This is a genomic window from Nostocoides sp. (genome assembly GCF_037045025.1).
GTDB lineage: Bacteria > Actinomycetota > Actinomycetes > Actinomycetales > Dermatophilaceae > Nostocoides_A.
Window position 1 is genome coordinate 366,752 of record NZ_JBAOHM010000018.1, and the last position, 16,157, is coordinate 382,908.

A 16,157-nucleotide genomic window follows, 5' to 3' on the forward strand; every position below is an offset into this window, starting at 1 on the left:
CTCGGCGCCATCCCAACGGCCAGCCTCGTCGTTTTGTGTTGCCGCTGGCCGCGCTGGTAGATTTGTCGATCGCGTGCGCGCCCGGTCGTGCGCGCACGACAGCACCACCCAGGGCGGTTCAACCGCGGCATCCCCACGCCGGTCCCGAGCAGCCCTGCCGCCCTCACGGCATACCGACCAGCGACGAAAGATCATCTGTGGCAAACATCAAGTCCCAGCTCAAGCGGATCAAGACCAACAAGGTCGCCACCGAGCGCAACAAGGCCGTCAAGAGCGAGCTGCGCACGTGGAACCGCAAGTTCCGCGAGGCCGCCGCGAGCGGCGACGCGCAGGCTGCTCAGGCCGCCTTGCGCACGGCCGCCCGCAAGCTCGACAAGGCCGTCAGCAAGGGCGTCATCCACGCCAACCAGGCGGCCAACAAGAAGTCGGCGATGGCCAAGAAGGCCGCCTCGCTCTGACCCCAGGCATCGACAGCTGACGGAGGCGTCGACAGCTGATCCTGCCAGCTGAGGTCTGGCGTCAGCGACGGTCAACCGCTTGGCGTAGCGGCGCTCTGGTCCTCCCCGATGCGCTCGTGCGCCGTGACGGGATCGACGGTGGGCAAGCCCAGGTGGCCGGCAACCGTCGACATTGTGGCGTCATGCGTGGCGAGGGTGACCGGTGCCCTCATCACCAGCGCCGTTGCCAGGTGGAGAGCGTCCAGGGTCTTGACGTGCCGTTCGATGGACTCGGCGACGGCATGCGTCTCGCGCGTGATGTCCAGCAACCCGACGCGCTCGAGGAGCGGCCTGCCGTCTGTGAGCGGCCGGCCATCGCGGCGCAGCACCCGGATGACTTCTGTTCGTAGCAGCCGCGAGGACACGAACAACGTCCCGGCGGCTTGCATCCACGCGTGCAGTCGCTCCCGTTCGGGCACGTCCACAATCGTGCGGAGCGCCACCGATGAGTCGAGGTAGACCAGCTGCTCCGTCATGGGTCAATGCTCGCCACGCATCTCGTCCAGCAGGTTGGTGACCTGAGCGTCCGTGTAGGTCGGCCCGCCCGGGTGGCTCGGCCAGGGAGTTGGGTTCGCGGATGGCGGAACGAACAGCCCGTCGCGTTCTAGGCGCTCCAAGAACGACACGTCCTCGCCAACGACGCAGATCCGCCAGCGCGGCCTCCCGCGCTCGGTGACGACGACATCCTCCCCATCGGTGACGCGCGCGAGGACGTCGGCGGTGTGTTGGTTCAGCTCCCGCTTTGTCACGGTCGTCATGGCGGCCACTGTACTACCCACGTCTGACATTGGCCAGGTCGCCCCAAGCGACCTAGCGGCACCCCCGCGGCCGCACACGAGATCCCCCACCCGACGCGCAGGCTCCGCAGCCTTAACGGCTCGGGCCCTGGTGGGCCCGGCGGTGGCCGTGGAAGCCGACCAGCGCCGCGACCACCTGCCGGAAGTGGGCCTGGTCGAGCACGGCGCCCTCGCGGCGGATGGCCTGAGGGTCGATCCGGATGACCCGGTGGATGCCGGCCTCCGAGGGGCGTCGCCGCGAATCCCACGCGCCCGCGCCGATATCGACCCACACCCGGCCTTCGGCGCGCTCCTGCTCTTCGTCGCGGTCGTGGTCCTTGCTCGTCAGCGGGCAGCCCAGCAGCCACGGCCCGTCCCAGCCGAGCAACAGGACCGGCCGGTCCTTTCCCGTGCGCGGGTTGTCCTGATAGGGCACCCGGGTCCAGACGATCTCACCGGGGTCGGGTTTGCCATCGGGCTTGGGCGAATACCGCAGGTGGGGCAGGGGGCCGGTGTGATCGCCCACGTATGCCGCGCCGGCGGGCCGACCGCTCGTGTCCTGGCCCTGGTCGAAGCCCCGGTCGGGAGCCTCGCCGGTGGGCTCGGCGTCGGCCCGCGGGCGTCCGGGCTCGCGCGGGGAGGGCAGCGGCATACGGCGAAGGAGACGGGTCAGGCCCCCGGTCAGGTCAACCACTTTCACGCTCCAGGCCGGGGCCCGGGCTGGGGCAGTTGGGGGGCACTCGGCGGCAGGGCGAGAGCCTTGGGCTCCCGCGGTCGCCACAGCAGCCGCCCCGGCGCGGACCGGTCGCGCAACGCATGGGCCCGCCACGCCAGCACCGGGTGGGAGGCGGCCGCGTTGACCGTCCAGACAAAGAAGCCCTTCTCCTGCTCGGCCCGGTCGGCGACGGCGTTGATGTCGACGCTTGAGTTGAGGTACTTGCCGGCCGCCAGCGTCGCCATCGCGGTGGCGCTGCCCTGCGGGCAGTGGGCGTAGCCGAAGTTGTCGGCGGTGTATTCCTGGCTGCGGGACAGGACCGGGCCGATCAGCGGCACCCAGTTGGAGGCAAAGATCGACAGCCACCGCCAATAGGACGTGTGGCCGGCCGCAATGTGGCCGACCTCGTGGGCGACGATGAACCGTAGCGCGTCGGGGTTGCGCAGCCGGCCGCCGACCTCGAACAAGTCGCTGTAGATGAAGATGAACCGGCGAAACCCGTGCCCGGACGCGGCGGCGTTGATCATGCCGTTCCCGAGCACGACATAGGCGTCCGGGACCCGTTTGAGGCCGAAGTGCGCCGCCGCCTCCGCTACCATGGTATACGCCTCGGGGTATTGCGTGGGGGTGACCTTGACCGAGTTCACCCGCAGCCGCGCCATCAGTTGCCCACGCATGAACCACAGCACCAGCGGCGCGAGCACGAACAGCAGCGAATAGGTCCCCGGCGCGCGGCGCTCGCGGATCGCTCCGACGACATCGGCGATGGCCGAGCCGAGGATGAGCAGCGAGACCAGGATTGCCATGACGAGGCAGAAGATCTCCAGCGGATGCCGCAGCGCCGCCCGGATCTCGCGCCGAGCCGACAGCTGGTCGCGGGAGGGGTCCACCGCGACATACCCGGGCGGTGGTGGCTGCACGCTCATGTTGGTGGATCCCCTTTCGGCACGGGGTGATCCCCACGAGCGTAGGCGAAAGGCTGGGAGTAAGCGAAAAGGGCGGCACGGGCACGTCGGCGCGCGTGGGAGACTAGGGGGTCAGCTCCCCGCAAGTGAAGGACGTCCGAGGACCGTGTCACCCCGCGCCCGCGCCGCGCTGCAGCCGCACGCCACGCCGCCGGAGTTGATCCGCAACTTCTGCATCATCGCCCACATCGACCACGGCAAGTCGACGCTCGCCGACCGGATGCTCCAGCTCACCGGTGTCGTCGACGAGCGGGCCATGCGGGCGCAGTATCTCGACCGGATGGACATCGAACGCGAGCGCGGGATCACGATCAAGTCCCAGGCGGTGCGGATGCCCTGGGAACTCGACGGGACGACATACGCGCTCAACATGATCGACACACCGGGGCACGTCGACTTCACCTATGAGGTCTCGCGCAGCCTGGCCGCCTGTGAGGGGGCGGTGTTGCTCGTCGATGCGGCCCAGGGGATCGAGGCGCAGACCCTGGCCAACCTCTATCTGGCGATGGAGAATGACCTGACGATCATCCCCGTGCTCAACAAGATCGATCTGCCTGCGGCACAACCCGATAAGTATGCCGCGGAGCTCGCCGGCCTGATCGGCGTCGACCCGGGGGATTGCTTCAAGGTCAGCGGCAAAACCGGTGCAGGCGTTGACGAACTGCTCGATGAGATCATCCGCCAGTTCCCCGCCCCGACCGGCGATCCGGACGCGCCCGCCCGGGCGATGATCTTCGACTCGGTCTACGACACCTATCGCGGCGTCGTCACCTACGTCCGGGTCATCGACGGCAACCTCAACCCGCGCGAGCGGATCGTGATGATGTCGACCAAGGCGCAGCACGAACTGCTCGAGATCGGCGTGATCTCGCCGGAGCCGGTGCCGAGCAAGGGGCTCGGTGTCGGCGAGGTGGGCTATTTGATCACCGGTGTGAAGGATGTGCGCCAGTCCCGGGTGGGTGACACCGTCTCCAATGCCTCCAAGCCGGCGGCGACGCCGTTGGGCGGCTATCGCGATCCGAAGCCGATGGTCTTCTCCGGGCTCTATCCGATCGACGGCTCGGACTATCCCGACCTGCGCGAGGCGCTCGACAAGCTCAAGCTCAACGACGCTGCGCTGGTCTATGAGCCGGAGACCTCGGCCGCGCTCGGCTTCGGCTTCCGCTGCGGCTTCCTCGGGCTGCTCCACCTGGAGATCGTCCGGGAGCGCCTGGAGCGCGAATTCGGGCTCGACCTGATCTCGACCCAGCCCAATGTCGTCTACAACGTGACGATGGAGGACGGCTCGCTGATCACGGTCACCAATCCGAGCGAGTTCCCGCACGGCAAGATCGCCGAGGTCCGCGAGCCGGTCGTGCGGGCGACGATCTTGGCCCCGAGCGAGTTCATCGGCGCGATCATGGAGTTGTGCCAGGGCAAGCGGGGCGCGTTGCGCGGCATGGATTATTTGTCCGAGGAGCGCGTCGAGATGCGCTACACCCTCCCGCTCGCCGAGATCGTCTTCGACTTCTTCGACCAGTTGAAGTCCCGCACCCGCGGCTACGCCTCCCTCGACTACGAGCCCGACGGCGAGCAGGTCGCCGACCTGGTCAAGGTCGACATCCTGCTGCAGGGTGAGCAGGTCGACGCCTTCTCCGCGATCGTGCACAAGGACAAGGCCTATGGGTATGGCGTGATGATGGCCGGCAAGCTGAAGGAACTCATCCCGCGCCAGCAGTTCGAGGTCCCGATCCAGGCCGCGATCGGCGCCCGGATCATGGCCCGTGAAAACATCCGCGCGATCCGCAAGGACGTGCTCGCCAAGTGCTACGGGGGCGACATCACCCGCAAACGCAAGCTGCTGGAAAAGCAGAAGGAGGGCAAGAAGCGGATGAAGATGGTCGGCCGGGTCGAGGTCCCCCAGGAGGCCTTCATCGCCGCCTTGTCGTCCGAGGACGCCGCGCCGAAGCCGAAGAAATAGCCCTCCGGCGCCACTGTCCGGCGGGCTCCGGAGTCAGGATCGCGGCCGGCCGGTAGCCGAGGTTAGGCTCGGCGGATCGCATACTGAGTATCAGACGGGCTATTCTGCGGAGGGGCAACGGTGAGCGCGTATGCCGGGGCGGCGGGGAGTTGGCGAGGTTCCTGGGCCGTGGGGTTGCGGATGGCCCGGCGGGAGGTGCGCCGCCATCGTGGTCGCAGGGTCCTGGCGCTTCTCATGGTCGCCGTTCCGACGGCGCTGTTGGTGTTCGCGCTCACGCTGTATCCGACGAGCCTGATCACCGGCGCCGAACGCATCCCGGTCGAGCTGGGAAACGCCGTCGCCGTGTTCGACCCGCCGGGAAACTATCAGATCGTCCAGGATCCGGAAGCGATCCAGGCGATGCCGGCTGGGGCGTCGGCCGACGGGCCGAGCGCGGGGGAAACCCCACCGGCAAAGCCCCTTCCCGGCGTGGGCTCCGCCGACCCGCCGAGACCGGAGCGACTTGCTGCCGTGCTGGCGCAGGAGTTCGACGGAAACGTCGTCGCCACCACCGTGGCGAGCACCCGGATTCTCGACGGCGACCGGTCCCGTCGGGTTGACCTGCTGAGCACGACCGATCCGGCCGCGCGGGGTGCCGGGCTGACGCTGGCGTCGGCCGGTGGTCGGCGGCCGCCGACGAGGTGGTCGTCACCCAGGCGGCGATCGACGACGACCTGTTGCCGGCCAGCGGCACGGTCACGCTGGATACGACGCCCACCCGCACCCTCCGGATCGTGGGTGTCGCCCAGGCGCACGGCTCGTGGGCTGCCCCGCTGCGCGGCCTGATCGCCCGCGACACCCTCGGTGAGCCCGTCGACCCCTACGCGACCGACTATCACCTCTACCGCGACCGACCGTTCACCTGGACAGATGTGAAGGCGGCCAACACCTTCGGCCTCATGGTGTTATCCGCCGATGTCCTGCGCAATCCACCGCCGCGCAGCGAGATCGACCCCGAACTCACCGAGATGATGTCCCTCGACGCCGGACGAACCGCGGGTCTGGTCTCGCCGGTGGCTGCTGCTGCTGATTATCGTGACCCTGCTCGTCGGGCCCGCCTTCGCCGTCAGGGCCGCGCGGCAGCGACGTACGCTCGCGCTGGCGGCCAGCAATGGAGCCACCACGGCCCAACTGCGGCGCACGGTGTTGTCCCAGGCGGTGGTGCTCGGTGCGCTCGCGGCGGCCGCAGGTGCTCTCGCCGGGTGCTGGCCGTCCCGGTCGTCACGCGCTGGGTGATTCCGATCTGGACGCCGTGGGCCGGCGGGCCCCTCGATGTGCCCTGGGTCCAGGTCGGCGCCGTCATGGCGGTCGCGATTCTCTCCGCCCTGCTGCCGGCCAGGCGCCTGGGTCGACTCGACATCGTCGGCGTGATGAAGGGCCAGGAGGTCTCGCCCAGCCCCTCCAAGCTGGTCTTCCTCGCCGGGGTCATCGCGGCCGTGCTCGGTGGCCTCGTCCTGTTCCTTGGCATCGTCGGCCATGCCTCGGAGATCGTCATCGTCGCCGGAGCCGTCCCGCTCATCGTGGGCGCCCTGTTCACGGTGCCGATCTTGCTCCCTTTGGCTGCCCGCGGATCCCAGCATCTGCCGGTGGCGATGCGGCTGGCCAGCCGGGATGCCGCGCGGCAGCGGGCCCGGTCCACCCCGTCGGTCGCCGCGATCGTCGGCGCGGTTGCGGCGCTGACGATGATGGGAGTGGGGCTCACGAGCGACACCGAGCAGGCGCGGCGCGAGTATGTCCCAAGCGCGCCGTATGGCGAGGCGAACATTTCCCTGCCCTTCTCGACGGACGTCCGGCCGAGGAACGCACCCGCGATGCCATCGCGCGCACGACGCCAGGCCTCGTCGTGGTGCCGTTGACCCAGGTCGCCGGCGGGGACTTCCCGATGGTCCCCGGTGGCGACCCCAACGCGAGCGCGCAATTCGTCAACTACCGGCCGCAAGGGTGCACGACCGAGCAGTCGATTTCGGGTGATCCGAGCGCACCCGGTCGCCCTGCCGTCGACGATCACGATGGTCTGTGGAACCGTGCGGATCAACCCGGACACCGGCGAATACCGCGACATCACGGAGCGGGCCAGTCAACCGCTGCGCGTGATCACCCGGCCGCTGGACGAGGCAACCGTGCCCTCCCTCGCCGGCGATCTCGGCCTGTTCGTCCCTCCTACAACGGCCGCCGATCTCGGGGCCCCGCTGCTGATCCGGCGGGTGTCCTGACCCGTCTACGCTTGGGGTATGACAGCTCCCGCGGGGTGGTATCCGCAGCCGGATGGCAGCGAGGGCTTCTGGGACGGCCGCAGCTGGACCGGGCAGCGCCGTCCCGCCGGCCCCCAGGATCTGGCCAGCGCCACGCTGACGCCCGCCGCGCGGCCGTATGCCGTCAATCCCTACGCCGTCGCCACGCCCTATGCGGTTGCGCCCAAAAGCCCGGGTCTGGCGCTGCTGGTGTCCTTTTCATCCCCGGCGTGGGCTCGATGATGAACGGCGATGTCGGCAAGGGCGTGGGAATCCTGCTGCTCTATCTGATCGGACTACCGCTGTGCCTGATCGCGATCGGTGTGCCGATCGTCCTCGGAACCTGGATCTGGGGGATGATCGACGCCTACATCGGGGCCAACAATTGGAATCGCCGGCACGGGATCATCGGCTGAGCCGGTCATGGACGAATACGTCGCGGCGCCGGTCCCGGACCTCCTGCGTCCCTATCTCGCCGCGCTGGAGGGATACCGGATCACCGGTGCCGAGCCGGGAATCCATGTCGGTATGCCGTCGCGGCACCTGACGATCATCATCACCTTGGATGACGGGATCGATGTCGCGTCCAACGATCCCAAGTCGCGACCGACCCGGTTCGCGGCCCTCGTGGCGGGGCTGCATGCCGAGCCGGCGCACATCCATCACGACGGCAACCAGTTCGGCCTGCAGCTCTCGCTCACCCCGGCCGGAGCCCGGGCGCTGCTTGGTGCTCCGGCAGCGCAGTTCCAGAGCGGGAGTGTCCCGCTCGCCGACGTGCTGGGCCCGCTCGGCACCCGGATCCGGGAGCGCGTGGGTAGCGCGCGCACCTGGCCGGAACGCTTCGCGGTCGTCACCCAGGAGTTGGCCGCGATCGTCGACGGGGGGGCGGTTATCGAGGCTCCGGTGCGCCGGGCGTGGAAGCTGCTCGCGCGCAGCCGGGGCGGCATACCGATTGGTGCGGTCGCGCAGGATGTCGGCTGGAGCGCTCGGCACCTGACCGACCGGTTCGCCCGGGAGTTTGGGCCGACGCCCAAGCTCGCGGGCCGGATGATGCGCTTCGAGCGCTCCCGGGCGCTGATCGGGCGGGCCGCGCTGGCAGACATCGCGATCCGCTGCGGGTATGCCGATCAGAGCCACCTGGTCCGGGACTGGCGGCAGTTCGCCGGCGCCAGCCCGACTCAGTGGCTGCGCGGGGACACCCTCGCCCGGCGCGGCGAGGCCACCGGCGGGTGAGGGGTTCGGATTCGTCCAAGACGCCGCGGCCCCGCCCCGGAGAGGGTGGGGTCATGGAAACGACCACGACGAGCACCCGCACCGACCACAACATCTGGACCTCGATGATGTCTGCCGATCCGCTCGCCGCGCGCGAGTGGATGGCCGCGCTCGGCTTCGAGCACGGCATCGTCGTGCCCGGCGAGGTCGACGGCGAGATCCAGCACAGCGAGATGATCTGGCCCGAGGGCGGCCGGGTCATGGTCGCCACCGCGGGCAAGGACGACGGCGAGTTCGGCGGCGCGCCCGGCACCGTCGGGGTCTATGTCGTCACCGACCACCCCGACGAGATCGCCGCCCGCGCGCAGTCGCTTGGCGCCGAGTTCATCCGGGCACTGGAGGACGCCGAAGGCTATGCCTCGCGTGGTTTCACCGTCCGCGACCCCGAGGGCAACTCCTGGAGCTTCGGCACCTACGCCGGCTGAAAAACCCGCCGAGGTCGTCATCTTTTGCCGAAGTCTGATGATCGGTAGTACGACCTCAGCGAGAACCGCAGACCTCAGCGGATCTGGGAGGCCGGAGTCCTCAGCGGGTCAGGGGGCGAGCAGTCGGGAGCGGAGCGCGGCGACCTCGCCGGCGGTCCAGCCCTGAGCGCGCAGCCAGGCGGGGGCGCCGCCGAAATCGTCCTCGACCATGTCGAGCAGCTGTTCCATCGACTCGGCGAGCGGTTCCTGGTCGGTGATCGGGCGGCCGGTCAGCAGCTCGCGGTAGGCCTCGTGCACCACCAGGCGGCCGACGATCTGCTCGAGCCGTTCGGTGGACAGGATGTAGTCGGCCACGATCTCCTCCCGGGGCACGCCGGCGACCGACAGGGCCAGACCGATCACCGTGCCGGTGCGGTCCTTGCCGGCCGCGCAGTGCACGATCGTCGCGCCCGGCGCGGTGGCGATGACCGACAGGGCGGCAGCGACGGAGTCGGGGCGACGGTTCAGATAACCTCGGTAGTGCTGGCTCCAATAGTCGGCGTTCACCGGCGGGCGCTCGGCCGCGGCCGGCCGGGCAGGAGGGCTCGGCTGCTCGCCCTCGGGGTCGGGCGTGGGATCGGGGAAAAAGCTGTGGTGATGGTGGCGCAACGGCGTCGCGCGCAGCGGGCCATCGCCGGTCAGGTGCAGCTCGCGGTGGGAGCGCAGGTCGACGATGTCGCTCACGCCGATGTCGTCGATCAGGTGACGCACGTCGGCCGGGGTCAGGTCCTGCAGATTGTCGGAGCGGATCAGCCGGCGCGGCTGGACGACCCCGCCGTCGCGGGTGGGCAACCCGCCGAGGTCACGCATATTGACGACGCCGTCGAGCTCGATCCACCGCTGCACGCGCACCAGGCTACGGGCCGGTAGTGAACACAAAGGTGAGGGCCTCGGAAAGTATGAGTTCCCGAGGCCCTCGTGCTCGGATTGCTCCGAGCGTGAGAACAACCGGAGTTGTTCTCGGTATCGCCTTCGCCCGGAGGCGATTGCGATAGGTCATTTCTACAACGGGAATGGTCCCTCGGCAAGGCCGGCGATTGACATTTTCCGGAAATTTTCACCCCAACGGCGTGTCGCGCTGGACACGCCGTCCCGCGAGGCCCGGTGACGTTGAAAGGATGCGCCCATGGCCCCGAGCGCGCTCCCCGACGGCGACCCGGCACCCGGCGACGGCCACCTGCCGCAGGAGGTGACCGGCCGCCTCGACCGCCCCGGCTGGCCGCTCGCCGTCTATGTCCATGTCCCGTTCTGCCGGGTCCGGTGCGGCTATTGCGACTTCAACACCTATGCCCCCGGCGACCTCACCGGGCCCGCCGCCACCACCAGCTCGTATGCCGCGGCCGCTCGCCGCGAACTCGCCCTCGCCGCGGCTGTCCTCGCCGCAGCGCCCGCCGCCCCCGAGGTCGGAAGCGTCTTCTTCGGCGGCGGCACACCGACCCTGCTGCCGCCGGCCGACCTCGCCGGCCTGCTCGACGCGATCCGCGGACACTGGCCGATCGCCGCCGGAGCCGAGATCACCACCGAGGCCAACCCCGACTCGGTGACCCCGCGGAGCCTGCAGGCGATCGCCGGCGCCGGCTTCACCCGCATCAGCCTCGGCATGCAGTCCGCCCTGCCACATGTGCTCGCCGCCTTGGAGCGCACCCACGACCCGGCCAATGTCGAGCGCGCTGTCGTCGGCGCCCGCGCGGCCGGGCTCCACGTCAGCCTCGACCTGATCTATGGCACCCCCGGCGAATCCCTCGCCGACTGGCGCGCCAGCGTGGACGAGGCGATCCGGCTTGCGCCGGACCACATCTCGGCATACGCGCTGATCGTCGAGCACGGCACCAAACTCGCCGCCCAGGTGCGTCGGGGCGCACTCCCGGCGCCGGACGACGACGACCTCGCCGACAAATATGAACTTGCCGACGCCGCCTTCGCCCGGGCCGGCTACGACTGGTACGAAGTGAGCAACTGGGCCCGCCCCGGCCACGACTGCCGTCACAACCTCGCCTACTGGCGCAGCGCCAACTGGTGGGGCATCGGCCCCGGCGCGCACAGCCATGTCGGCGGCGTCCGCTGGTGGAACGTCAAACACCCCGATGCGTATGCCGCTCGCCTCGCCGCCGGCCACTCGCCCGCCGCCGCCCGCGAGGTCCTCACCCCGACCCAGCGGGCCGAGGAGGAGATCCTGCTCGGCATCCGACTGCGCGGGGGCCTTGCGGTCGAGGCGCTGAACCCGACCGCCATGGCCGAGCTGGCGGCGCTCGCCGCCGACGGCCTCATCGAAGCCGACGGCCTCGTCAAGGACCCAGACGCGAACCGCCCCCGCCGGGTCGTCTTGACCCTGCGGGGGCGGTTGCTGGCCGATGCCGTGGTGCGTCGGCTGCTGGCCGACTGACGCGTCAGCGGATGAACTTGGGCACCATCGGCGGGGAGTACCACTCACCCTGGTTGGCCTTGCTCGCCGCGATGGCGTGCAGCACGATGGCCCACAGGCAGACCAGCGGGTAGGTGATGAAACCGACCAGGACGAACATCAGGATGGCCGAGATGACCAGCCCGATGCCGGTGGCGATCTGGATGTTGAGCGAGTTGGCGGCGTTCTCCCGGACGAATGGCCCGCGATCCTTGTACATCAGGTAGATGACCAGCGAGGCGACGAACCCGAGGGTGCCGGCGCTGAGGACGAAGAGCACAAGCGGGATGACGTGGGCGAGCATTCCCCACGACCGTTCCTGCTGCGCCGTCATCGGGCCGGTGCCGCCGATGCTGCCGACGGCGTTCGAGAATCCGCCCTGGCCGGCCGAGGCGGTGTCGCCCGGTTGCTGCGGCGGAACATAGGGCGAGGATCCGGCCTGCTGGTAGCCGGAGTTGCCGGTCGTGTCGATCGGCGGGTAGTTCGGCTGGGTGGGATCCCCCTGCGGGTGCTGGGTCATGATGACGGTTCCCCCTTGTGGCGACGAGCCGGAGCATCTCCCCGGAAGTTGTCTCGTTCGGTATCCAGTCAAGCGCACATCCGGCCCGGATCATTCCATTTCGGCCCGTGTCCCGGGCGTCTCGGGGGACGGCTCAGGGTGCTCCCGGAGCCGTGACGAAGTCGATCAACTCCTCGACCCGGCCGGAGAAGGCGTGCCGCCCGCGCCGCTTTGGGCCGAAACGCCTGCCAGGCGTTGACGAACGGGTAGCCGACGACGACGTCGTCGGCTGGCGTCTGGACGACCGCATACCGGCCAAAGGGCGATCCCAGCGTCCTAACCCCTTCGTTGACGGATGCGATAACGAAGGGTAGCCTCTGCGCACAGCCATGGCACCAACAGCCATGGCACCAACAGCCATGGCACCAACTCCAGTATGCAGAACGTCTACAGACGGGGTGGCGATGTGCCTGGCGAGAAAAGCATGGCGGGGGTTTTGGATGGGAGCGGCTCTTGCCCTCGTGCCGGGAACGGCATGGGCGGTCACCGTCAGCTCCAATGATGGTTCCGGTAGTCAATCGCTGACTGGCTGGTCGGATGACTCGTGGTCCGCAAGTGGGAAGCTCAAGTCCACGAGTGGAAGGGCTGTGTATTTCTCGGCAACGCGGGTGTACGACTCTGCGCCCGATTATGTCTGCGCGGGAAACGATGAAGGTCGCTACAAACACGACGAGTCTCACTGAAGTGCCCAAGGGAGGCAGTTGTCTTTACGCCGGGATTTACCCGGCCAGCGTAGATGGCGCGAAATTCCGGATCTGCCGAGATATTCAGATCATCTCCGACCCTTGTGGCTCCTGGACGCCGACCGTTAGACGCTCTTGACACCAGTTCGTCAAGCATGGTCAATCGAGCAGGCAACCAAGGTCTATGGGCAGACCATTGCCCTGGACAGGGTTAGCGTCGAGTTGACTGCCGGAACGACGGTTCTGCTCGGGCGCAATGGGGCTGGCAAGTCAACTCTCATCAAGAGCTGGATTGGTGTTGAGCCGTTGAGTTCTGGCGTGGTGAAGTTGGGATCGGTTCCGCTCACGTCGGAACGGGAGTGGCGTGCCGCGCACCGCTCAACGGGCTGGCTTCCTCAGTCTTTCACTGCGCCTCCGCGAATGCGGGCCGAAGAGGTCGTCACATATGCAGGCTGGCTCAAGGGATCATCGGGGTCCGGGCTCAATGCCGATGTCGAAGCCGCTTTGAAGAGCACGGATTTGTGGACGTTGCGGCGGGCTCGCGTGAACGCGTTATCGGGCGGCATGGTTCGACGGTTGGGATTCGCGGCCGCCATCGTTTCTCAACCACTCGTCTTGTTTCTTGACGAGCCGTCTGCCGGACTCGACCCCGCTCAGCGCGATTCGATTCACGGATACATTAAGCGACTTCCCTCGACCACGGTTACGCTATGGTCTACCCACCTCCTGGAGGACGTGAGCGCGCTGGACTGCCGAATCCTAATTCTGGACCACGGCAGGGTTTCTTTCGATGGCACTCGTCCTGAACTAGAGGCTCTCGGAACAGGGCCAGACCCGTTAACCCGCTTGAAGTCGGGGTTCTTGTCCCTCGTCGGTGGGGAGGTGGGTTGCCGGTGTCGTCGTGGGGCTGATGACTGCAAAGATCGCAAGCTACGGCCACCCGGATCCGTTGGCGCTACTGGCTCCTGCCGCCTGGATGGTCGTGGCTGGTGCCGTGGGCCAACTCTTGGGACGACTCGCCCCGTATTTCGTCGTGGCGCCCGTGGCCGGGGTGATCGTATATGCCGCGCTTGCGTGGCTGGTGGTGCGCGATACGGGTGTGCTCGGCTCCCTAATACCGATGGACTGGCGTTGGATGGCCCTGTATGAGAGAGCAACTTGGATTTCCATTCTGCAAATCTACCTCGCGGGGGCTTTGGCAGTCTTAATCCTCTCCTTTGGCCGAAAGACGCCCCGAAGGATATTCGTCGGGTCCGCAGCTACCGTGCTGGCAGTTGCTGTCTTGCTTGGCTCCTGGGGGCCGGCCGCGTCTCGGCAGCCCGATTTCAGGGCTGCCGAACTCCGGTGTCACAAGGACAAGGCAAGGGTAATTTGCCTTCCGGCGGTCAAGTTCTTTCAGCGGCAGCAGCTCGAAAGGGTGTGGTCGATGATTGACACAGTTGCCCCGGGACTTCTTGCCCGCGACTTCGTCTTCGTTGACGATGAGGCCCGTGGATTGAGCCCCGATGTCGACGCTCAACTCAATTCTGTTCTGGGCCGACTCGCGCGCAAGCCGACAATCGCTGCCTCTGAGTCCCTCGACCTGTCGGCGTCCGCCCAAGTCCCCCAGGCGCAGGCCATCGGGCAAACCCTAGACCTCGTCGTGACGTTGAGCCCGGCTCCCGAGACCGCAGACACGTCTGATCCACGCTCGCCCGCCACGCCGGCTCTCGTTGTGCGTTCTTGGCTATACAGAGCACTGGACTTGCCGACAGATGGATCGGCCTTTCCCGGGGCCGCGCAAATAGACGATTTCACGGTCAACTTCGATTCAAGGCAACGCGAGATCACGTGGTTCGCCGGTCTCACCTCGGCAGAACGCAGATCCTGGTGGTCAGCTCATGCGGATGAGCTTCTCGACGGGACTCTTAAGTGGAGCGCCTTTGACTTGCGGTGAAGCAAGGGCTCGCCTGGCGGCTCGCAGGGTCTCTGTACTTGGCGCGTGTATTGTCGCGGCAGCCATGGTTAGGCGCTGCTCTCGCTGCAGGCATTGCGCTTCCTTACAATTACCCATACCAAGTCGACACCGAAATCGTCGACACGGCTGTTCCGATTGCGCTTCTCGGTCCTTGTCTCATTGCCGCGCAACTCTTGAGTGAAGGGTTAGATGGCGCCGTGCGCACGGCCTCCCGGAATCTGCGCAAGGAGCGCGGAGTTGCGGCGCTAGTTTATCTAAGTCAGGCCATTGCCGGCGCTTGGCTCGTGACCGTGCTCGGCCCGGTTCCAGGGCTCCGGAAAGGTCGGTCGATGGGCCTGTGACCTGGGAAAACCGTGGCCGGGTGACGGCGTGGCACGTGTGACGGATGGGGCTCGTGGGGCTTGGATTGGAGTTACTACACAGCCACTCCAGCCCGAGAGCCCCACCCGTCGATGCCATCGTCCCCAATGGTCGACGCGAACGCCGATGTACGCGCCGATCTGCTCACTGTCCTTGCCCGCGTCCCTGATCCTCGCGACCCGCGAGGTGTTCGCTTCCCACTCGTCGGAATGCTCGCGGTCGCGGTGTCCGCGGTCCTGGCGGGCGCGAAGTCGTTCGCCGCGATCGGTGAGTTCGCCGCCGACCTCGACACCGTGCAACTCGGTCGGCTCGGGCTCGGCAAGGCACCGGTGGAGTCCACGCTACGCAAGCTCTTCGCCCGTCTCGACGCCGCCGCACTCGACGTCGCGTTGGCGGTCTACGCCTGGTGCCAAGTGCGTCAGATCGGCGGCAGGAGAGTGATCGCGATCGACGGCAAGACCCTCCGCGGCGCCCGCACCGCTGAGAGGACCGCGCCGCACTTGATCGCCGCGCTCGACCACGCCACCGGCGTCGTCCTGGGCCAGAATCAGGTCGAGGCGAAGTCCAATGAGATCCCCGCCGTGCGCGACCTGCTGACCGGCTTCGATCCCTGTGACCTGCGCGGATGCGTGATCACCGTGGATGCGATGCACACCCAAGACGACACCGCCGCGACCATCCTCGACGCGGGCGCGGACTACGTGTTCACTGTCAAAGCCAACCGCCCCACGCTCCTGAGCGCGTTGAAGAAGCTGCCCTGGAACAAGGTCCCCGTCGGCTCGCGGACGACCCAACTCGGTCACGGCCGTCGTGCGACCCGGACCATCAAGGTCATCGACCTACCGATGCTGCCGGACTGGCCCGAGTTCGTCGGTGTCGCCCAGGTCGCGCAACTACGCAGGACCGTCACCAAGAACGGGAAGAAGTCCGTGGAGGTGGTCTACCTCATCACCTCCGCCAGCCATCACGACGCACAACCGGCCACCCTGGCCGCGTGGGTGCAGGGCCATTGGGGAATCGAGAACCGCGTCCATTGGGTGCGTGATGCCACCTTCGACGAGGACCGCTCCCAGGTCCGCACCGGCGTCTTGCCCCGCATCATGGCCAGCCTTACGAACACCGCGATCAGCATCCTGAGGCTGACCGGCCGCTCCAACATCGCAGCCGCGACCAGGCATCACTCACGCAACCCAGAACGAGCCATCACATGCGCGCTGACCTGGTGAGATACGACCTTTCCGGGACCCTGGGCCCGGTTCCCAGAGAGTTGGTCCTGGC

Annotated in this window: 17 protein-coding genes and 1 pseudogene; 12 read left to right on the forward strand and 6 right to left on the reverse strand. The window is 67.8% G+C overall.

All coding sequences use genetic code 11. From position 1 onward, the window contains the following. The first annotated feature begins 197 nt into the window (after positions 1-197). Positions 198-458: a 30S ribosomal protein S20 gene (gene rpsT / locus V9G19_RS26965; RefSeq protein WP_462288452.1), complete on the forward strand. Its 261-nt coding sequence runs from the start codon at positions 198-200 to the stop codon at positions 456-458. A gap of 71 nt (positions 459-529) precedes the next feature. Here the strand turns inward: rpsT and V9G19_RS26970 are convergent, their stop codons facing one another. From V9G19_RS26970 to V9G19_RS26985, 4 genes are all read right to left on the reverse strand, one after another. Continuing rightward, positions 530-973, reverse strand: a complete 444-nt coding sequence (locus tag V9G19_RS26970) for a type II toxin-antitoxin system VapC family toxin (RefSeq protein WP_462288453.1) — start codon at positions 971-973, stop codon at positions 530-532. 3 nt (positions 974-976) lie between these two features. Next, positions 977-1,255, reverse strand: coding sequence for a type II toxin-antitoxin system Phd/YefM family antitoxin (locus V9G19_RS26975; RefSeq protein ID WP_462288454.1), 279 nt, complete (start codon positions 1,253-1,255; stop codon positions 977-979). 112 nt (positions 1,256-1,367) lie between these two features. Then, complete coding sequence (locus V9G19_RS26980; protein WP_462288455.1) at positions 1,368-1,925, reverse strand: type II toxin-antitoxin system PemK/MazF family toxin; 558 nt, start codon at positions 1,923-1,925, stop codon at positions 1,368-1,370. A 44-nt stretch (positions 1,926-1,969) separates the two neighbouring features. Beyond that, positions 1,970-2,914 (reverse strand): M48 family metallopeptidase, encoded by a 945-nt coding sequence (locus V9G19_RS26985; RefSeq protein WP_462288456.1) that lies wholly within the window; start codon positions 2,912-2,914, stop codon positions 1,970-1,972. Positions 2,915-3,059: 145 nt separating this feature from the next. Between V9G19_RS26985 and lepA the strand changes: the two genes are divergently transcribed. From lepA to V9G19_RS27020, 7 genes are all read left to right on the forward strand, one after another. After that, the gene (gene lepA / locus V9G19_RS26990; protein ID WP_462288457.1) at positions 3,060-4,913 is read left to right on the forward strand and encodes a translation elongation factor 4; all 1,854 of its coding nucleotides are present in this window, start codon (positions 3,060-3,062) and stop codon (positions 4,911-4,913) included. A gap of 680 nt (positions 4,914-5,593) precedes the next feature. Then, entirely contained in the window at positions 5,594-6,808 is a 1,215-nt protein-coding gene (locus V9G19_RS26995) for a hypothetical protein (RefSeq protein ID WP_462288458.1), read from the forward strand. A 111-nt stretch (positions 6,809-6,919) separates the two neighbouring features. Further along, positions 6,920-7,165, forward strand: coding sequence for a hypothetical protein (locus tag V9G19_RS27000; RefSeq protein WP_462288459.1), 246 nt, complete (start codon positions 6,920-6,922; stop codon positions 7,163-7,165). An 18-nt stretch (positions 7,166-7,183) separates the two neighbouring features. After that, the gene (locus tag V9G19_RS27005; protein WP_462288460.1) at positions 7,184-7,426 is read left to right on the forward strand and encodes a DUF2510 domain-containing protein; all 243 of its coding nucleotides are present in this window, start codon (positions 7,184-7,186) and stop codon (positions 7,424-7,426) included. Next, entirely contained in the window at positions 7,414-7,599 is a 186-nt protein-coding gene (locus tag V9G19_RS27010; RefSeq protein WP_462288461.1) for a hypothetical protein, read from the forward strand. The genes V9G19_RS27005 and V9G19_RS27010 overlap by 13 nt, the downstream gene beginning before the upstream one ends. Before the next feature lie 7 nt (positions 7,600-7,606). Beyond that, the gene (locus V9G19_RS27015) at positions 7,607-8,416 is read left to right on the forward strand and encodes an AraC family transcriptional regulator (RefSeq protein WP_462288462.1); all 810 of its coding nucleotides are present in this window, start codon (positions 7,607-7,609) and stop codon (positions 8,414-8,416) included. Positions 8,417-8,469: 53 nt separating this feature from the next. Next, on the forward strand, positions 8,470-8,880 hold the full coding sequence (locus V9G19_RS27020; protein ID WP_462288463.1) for a VOC family protein: 411 nt from the start codon (positions 8,470-8,472) through the stop codon (positions 8,878-8,880). A 108-nt stretch (positions 8,881-8,988) separates the two neighbouring features. On the opposite strand, the gene V9G19_RS27025 is transcribed toward V9G19_RS27020, so the two are convergent. Continuing rightward, positions 8,989-9,765: a tyrosine-protein phosphatase gene (locus V9G19_RS27025; RefSeq protein ID WP_462288464.1), complete on the reverse strand. Its 777-nt coding sequence runs from the start codon at positions 9,763-9,765 to the stop codon at positions 8,989-8,991. A gap of 280 nt (positions 9,766-10,045) precedes the next feature. Between V9G19_RS27025 and hemW the strand changes: the two genes are divergently transcribed. Next, positions 10,046-11,302, forward strand: coding sequence for a radical SAM family heme chaperone HemW (gene hemW / locus V9G19_RS27030; RefSeq protein WP_462288465.1), 1,257 nt, complete (start codon positions 10,046-10,048; stop codon positions 11,300-11,302). Positions 11,303-11,306: 4 nt separating this feature from the next. Here hemW and V9G19_RS27035 read toward each other — a convergent pair whose 3' ends face one another. Beyond that, positions 11,307-11,840: a DUF4870 domain-containing protein gene (locus V9G19_RS27035; RefSeq protein WP_462288466.1), complete on the reverse strand. Its 534-nt coding sequence runs from the start codon at positions 11,838-11,840 to the stop codon at positions 11,307-11,309. Positions 11,841-12,697: 857 nt separating this feature from the next. Between V9G19_RS27035 and V9G19_RS27040 the strand changes: the two are divergent. From V9G19_RS27040 to V9G19_RS27050, 3 genes and pseudogenes are all read left to right on the forward strand, one after another. Continuing rightward, positions 12,698-13,186, forward strand: a pseudogene (locus V9G19_RS27040) (ATP-binding cassette domain-containing protein); the annotation flags it as partial. Between the two features lie 286 nt (positions 13,187-13,472). Then, the gene (locus V9G19_RS27045; protein ID WP_462288502.1) at positions 13,473-14,498 is read left to right on the forward strand and encodes a hypothetical protein; all 1,026 of its coding nucleotides are present in this window, start codon (positions 13,473-13,475) and stop codon (positions 14,496-14,498) included. A 488-nt stretch (positions 14,499-14,986) separates the two neighbouring features. Further along, complete coding sequence (locus V9G19_RS27050; protein WP_462288467.1) at positions 14,987-16,105, forward strand: ISAs1 family transposase; 1,119 nt, start codon at positions 14,987-14,989, stop codon at positions 16,103-16,105. The last annotated feature ends 52 nt before the right edge of the window (positions 16,106-16,157 follow it).

What these genes read in the sequence shown, in the direction of transcription:
- V9G19_RS26970 (WP_462288453.1), bottom strand. Translation starts at nt 973, where the DNA reads ATGACGGAGCAGCTGGTCTACCTCGACTCATCGGTGGCGCTCCGCACG.
- V9G19_RS26975 (WP_462288454.1), bottom strand. Translation starts at nt 1,255, where the DNA reads ATGACGACCGTGACAAAGCGGGAGCTGAACCAACACACCGCCGACGTC.
- V9G19_RS26980 (WP_462288455.1), bottom strand. Translation starts at nt 1,925, where the DNA reads ATGCCGCTGCCCTCCCCGCGCGAGCCCGGACGCCCGCGGGCCGACGCC.
- V9G19_RS26985 (WP_462288456.1), bottom strand. Translation starts at nt 2,914, where the DNA reads ATGAGCGTGCAGCCACCACCGCCCGGGTATGTCGCGGTGGACCCCTCC.
- V9G19_RS27005 (WP_462288460.1), top strand. Translation starts at nt 7,184, where the DNA reads ATGACAGCTCCCGCGGGGTGGTATCCGCAGCCGGATGGCAGCGAGGGC.
- V9G19_RS27015 (WP_462288462.1), top strand. Translation starts at nt 7,607, where the DNA reads ATGGACGAATACGTCGCGGCGCCGGTCCCGGACCTCCTGCGTCCCTAT.
- V9G19_RS27020 (WP_462288463.1), top strand. Translation starts at nt 8,470, where the DNA reads ATGGAAACGACCACGACGAGCACCCGCACCGACCACAACATCTGGACC.
- hemW (WP_462288465.1), top strand. Translation starts at nt 10,046, where the DNA reads ATGGCCCCGAGCGCGCTCCCCGACGGCGACCCGGCACCCGGCGACGGC.
- V9G19_RS27035 (WP_462288466.1), bottom strand. Translation starts at nt 11,840, where the DNA reads ATGACCCAGCACCCGCAGGGGGATCCCACCCAGCCGAACTACCCGCCG.
- V9G19_RS27045 (WP_462288502.1), top strand. Translation starts at nt 13,473, where the DNA reads ATGACTGCAAAGATCGCAAGCTACGGCCACCCGGATCCGTTGGCGCTA.
- V9G19_RS27050 (WP_462288467.1), top strand. Translation starts at nt 14,987, where the DNA reads ATGGTCGACGCGAACGCCGATGTACGCGCCGATCTGCTCACTGTCCTT.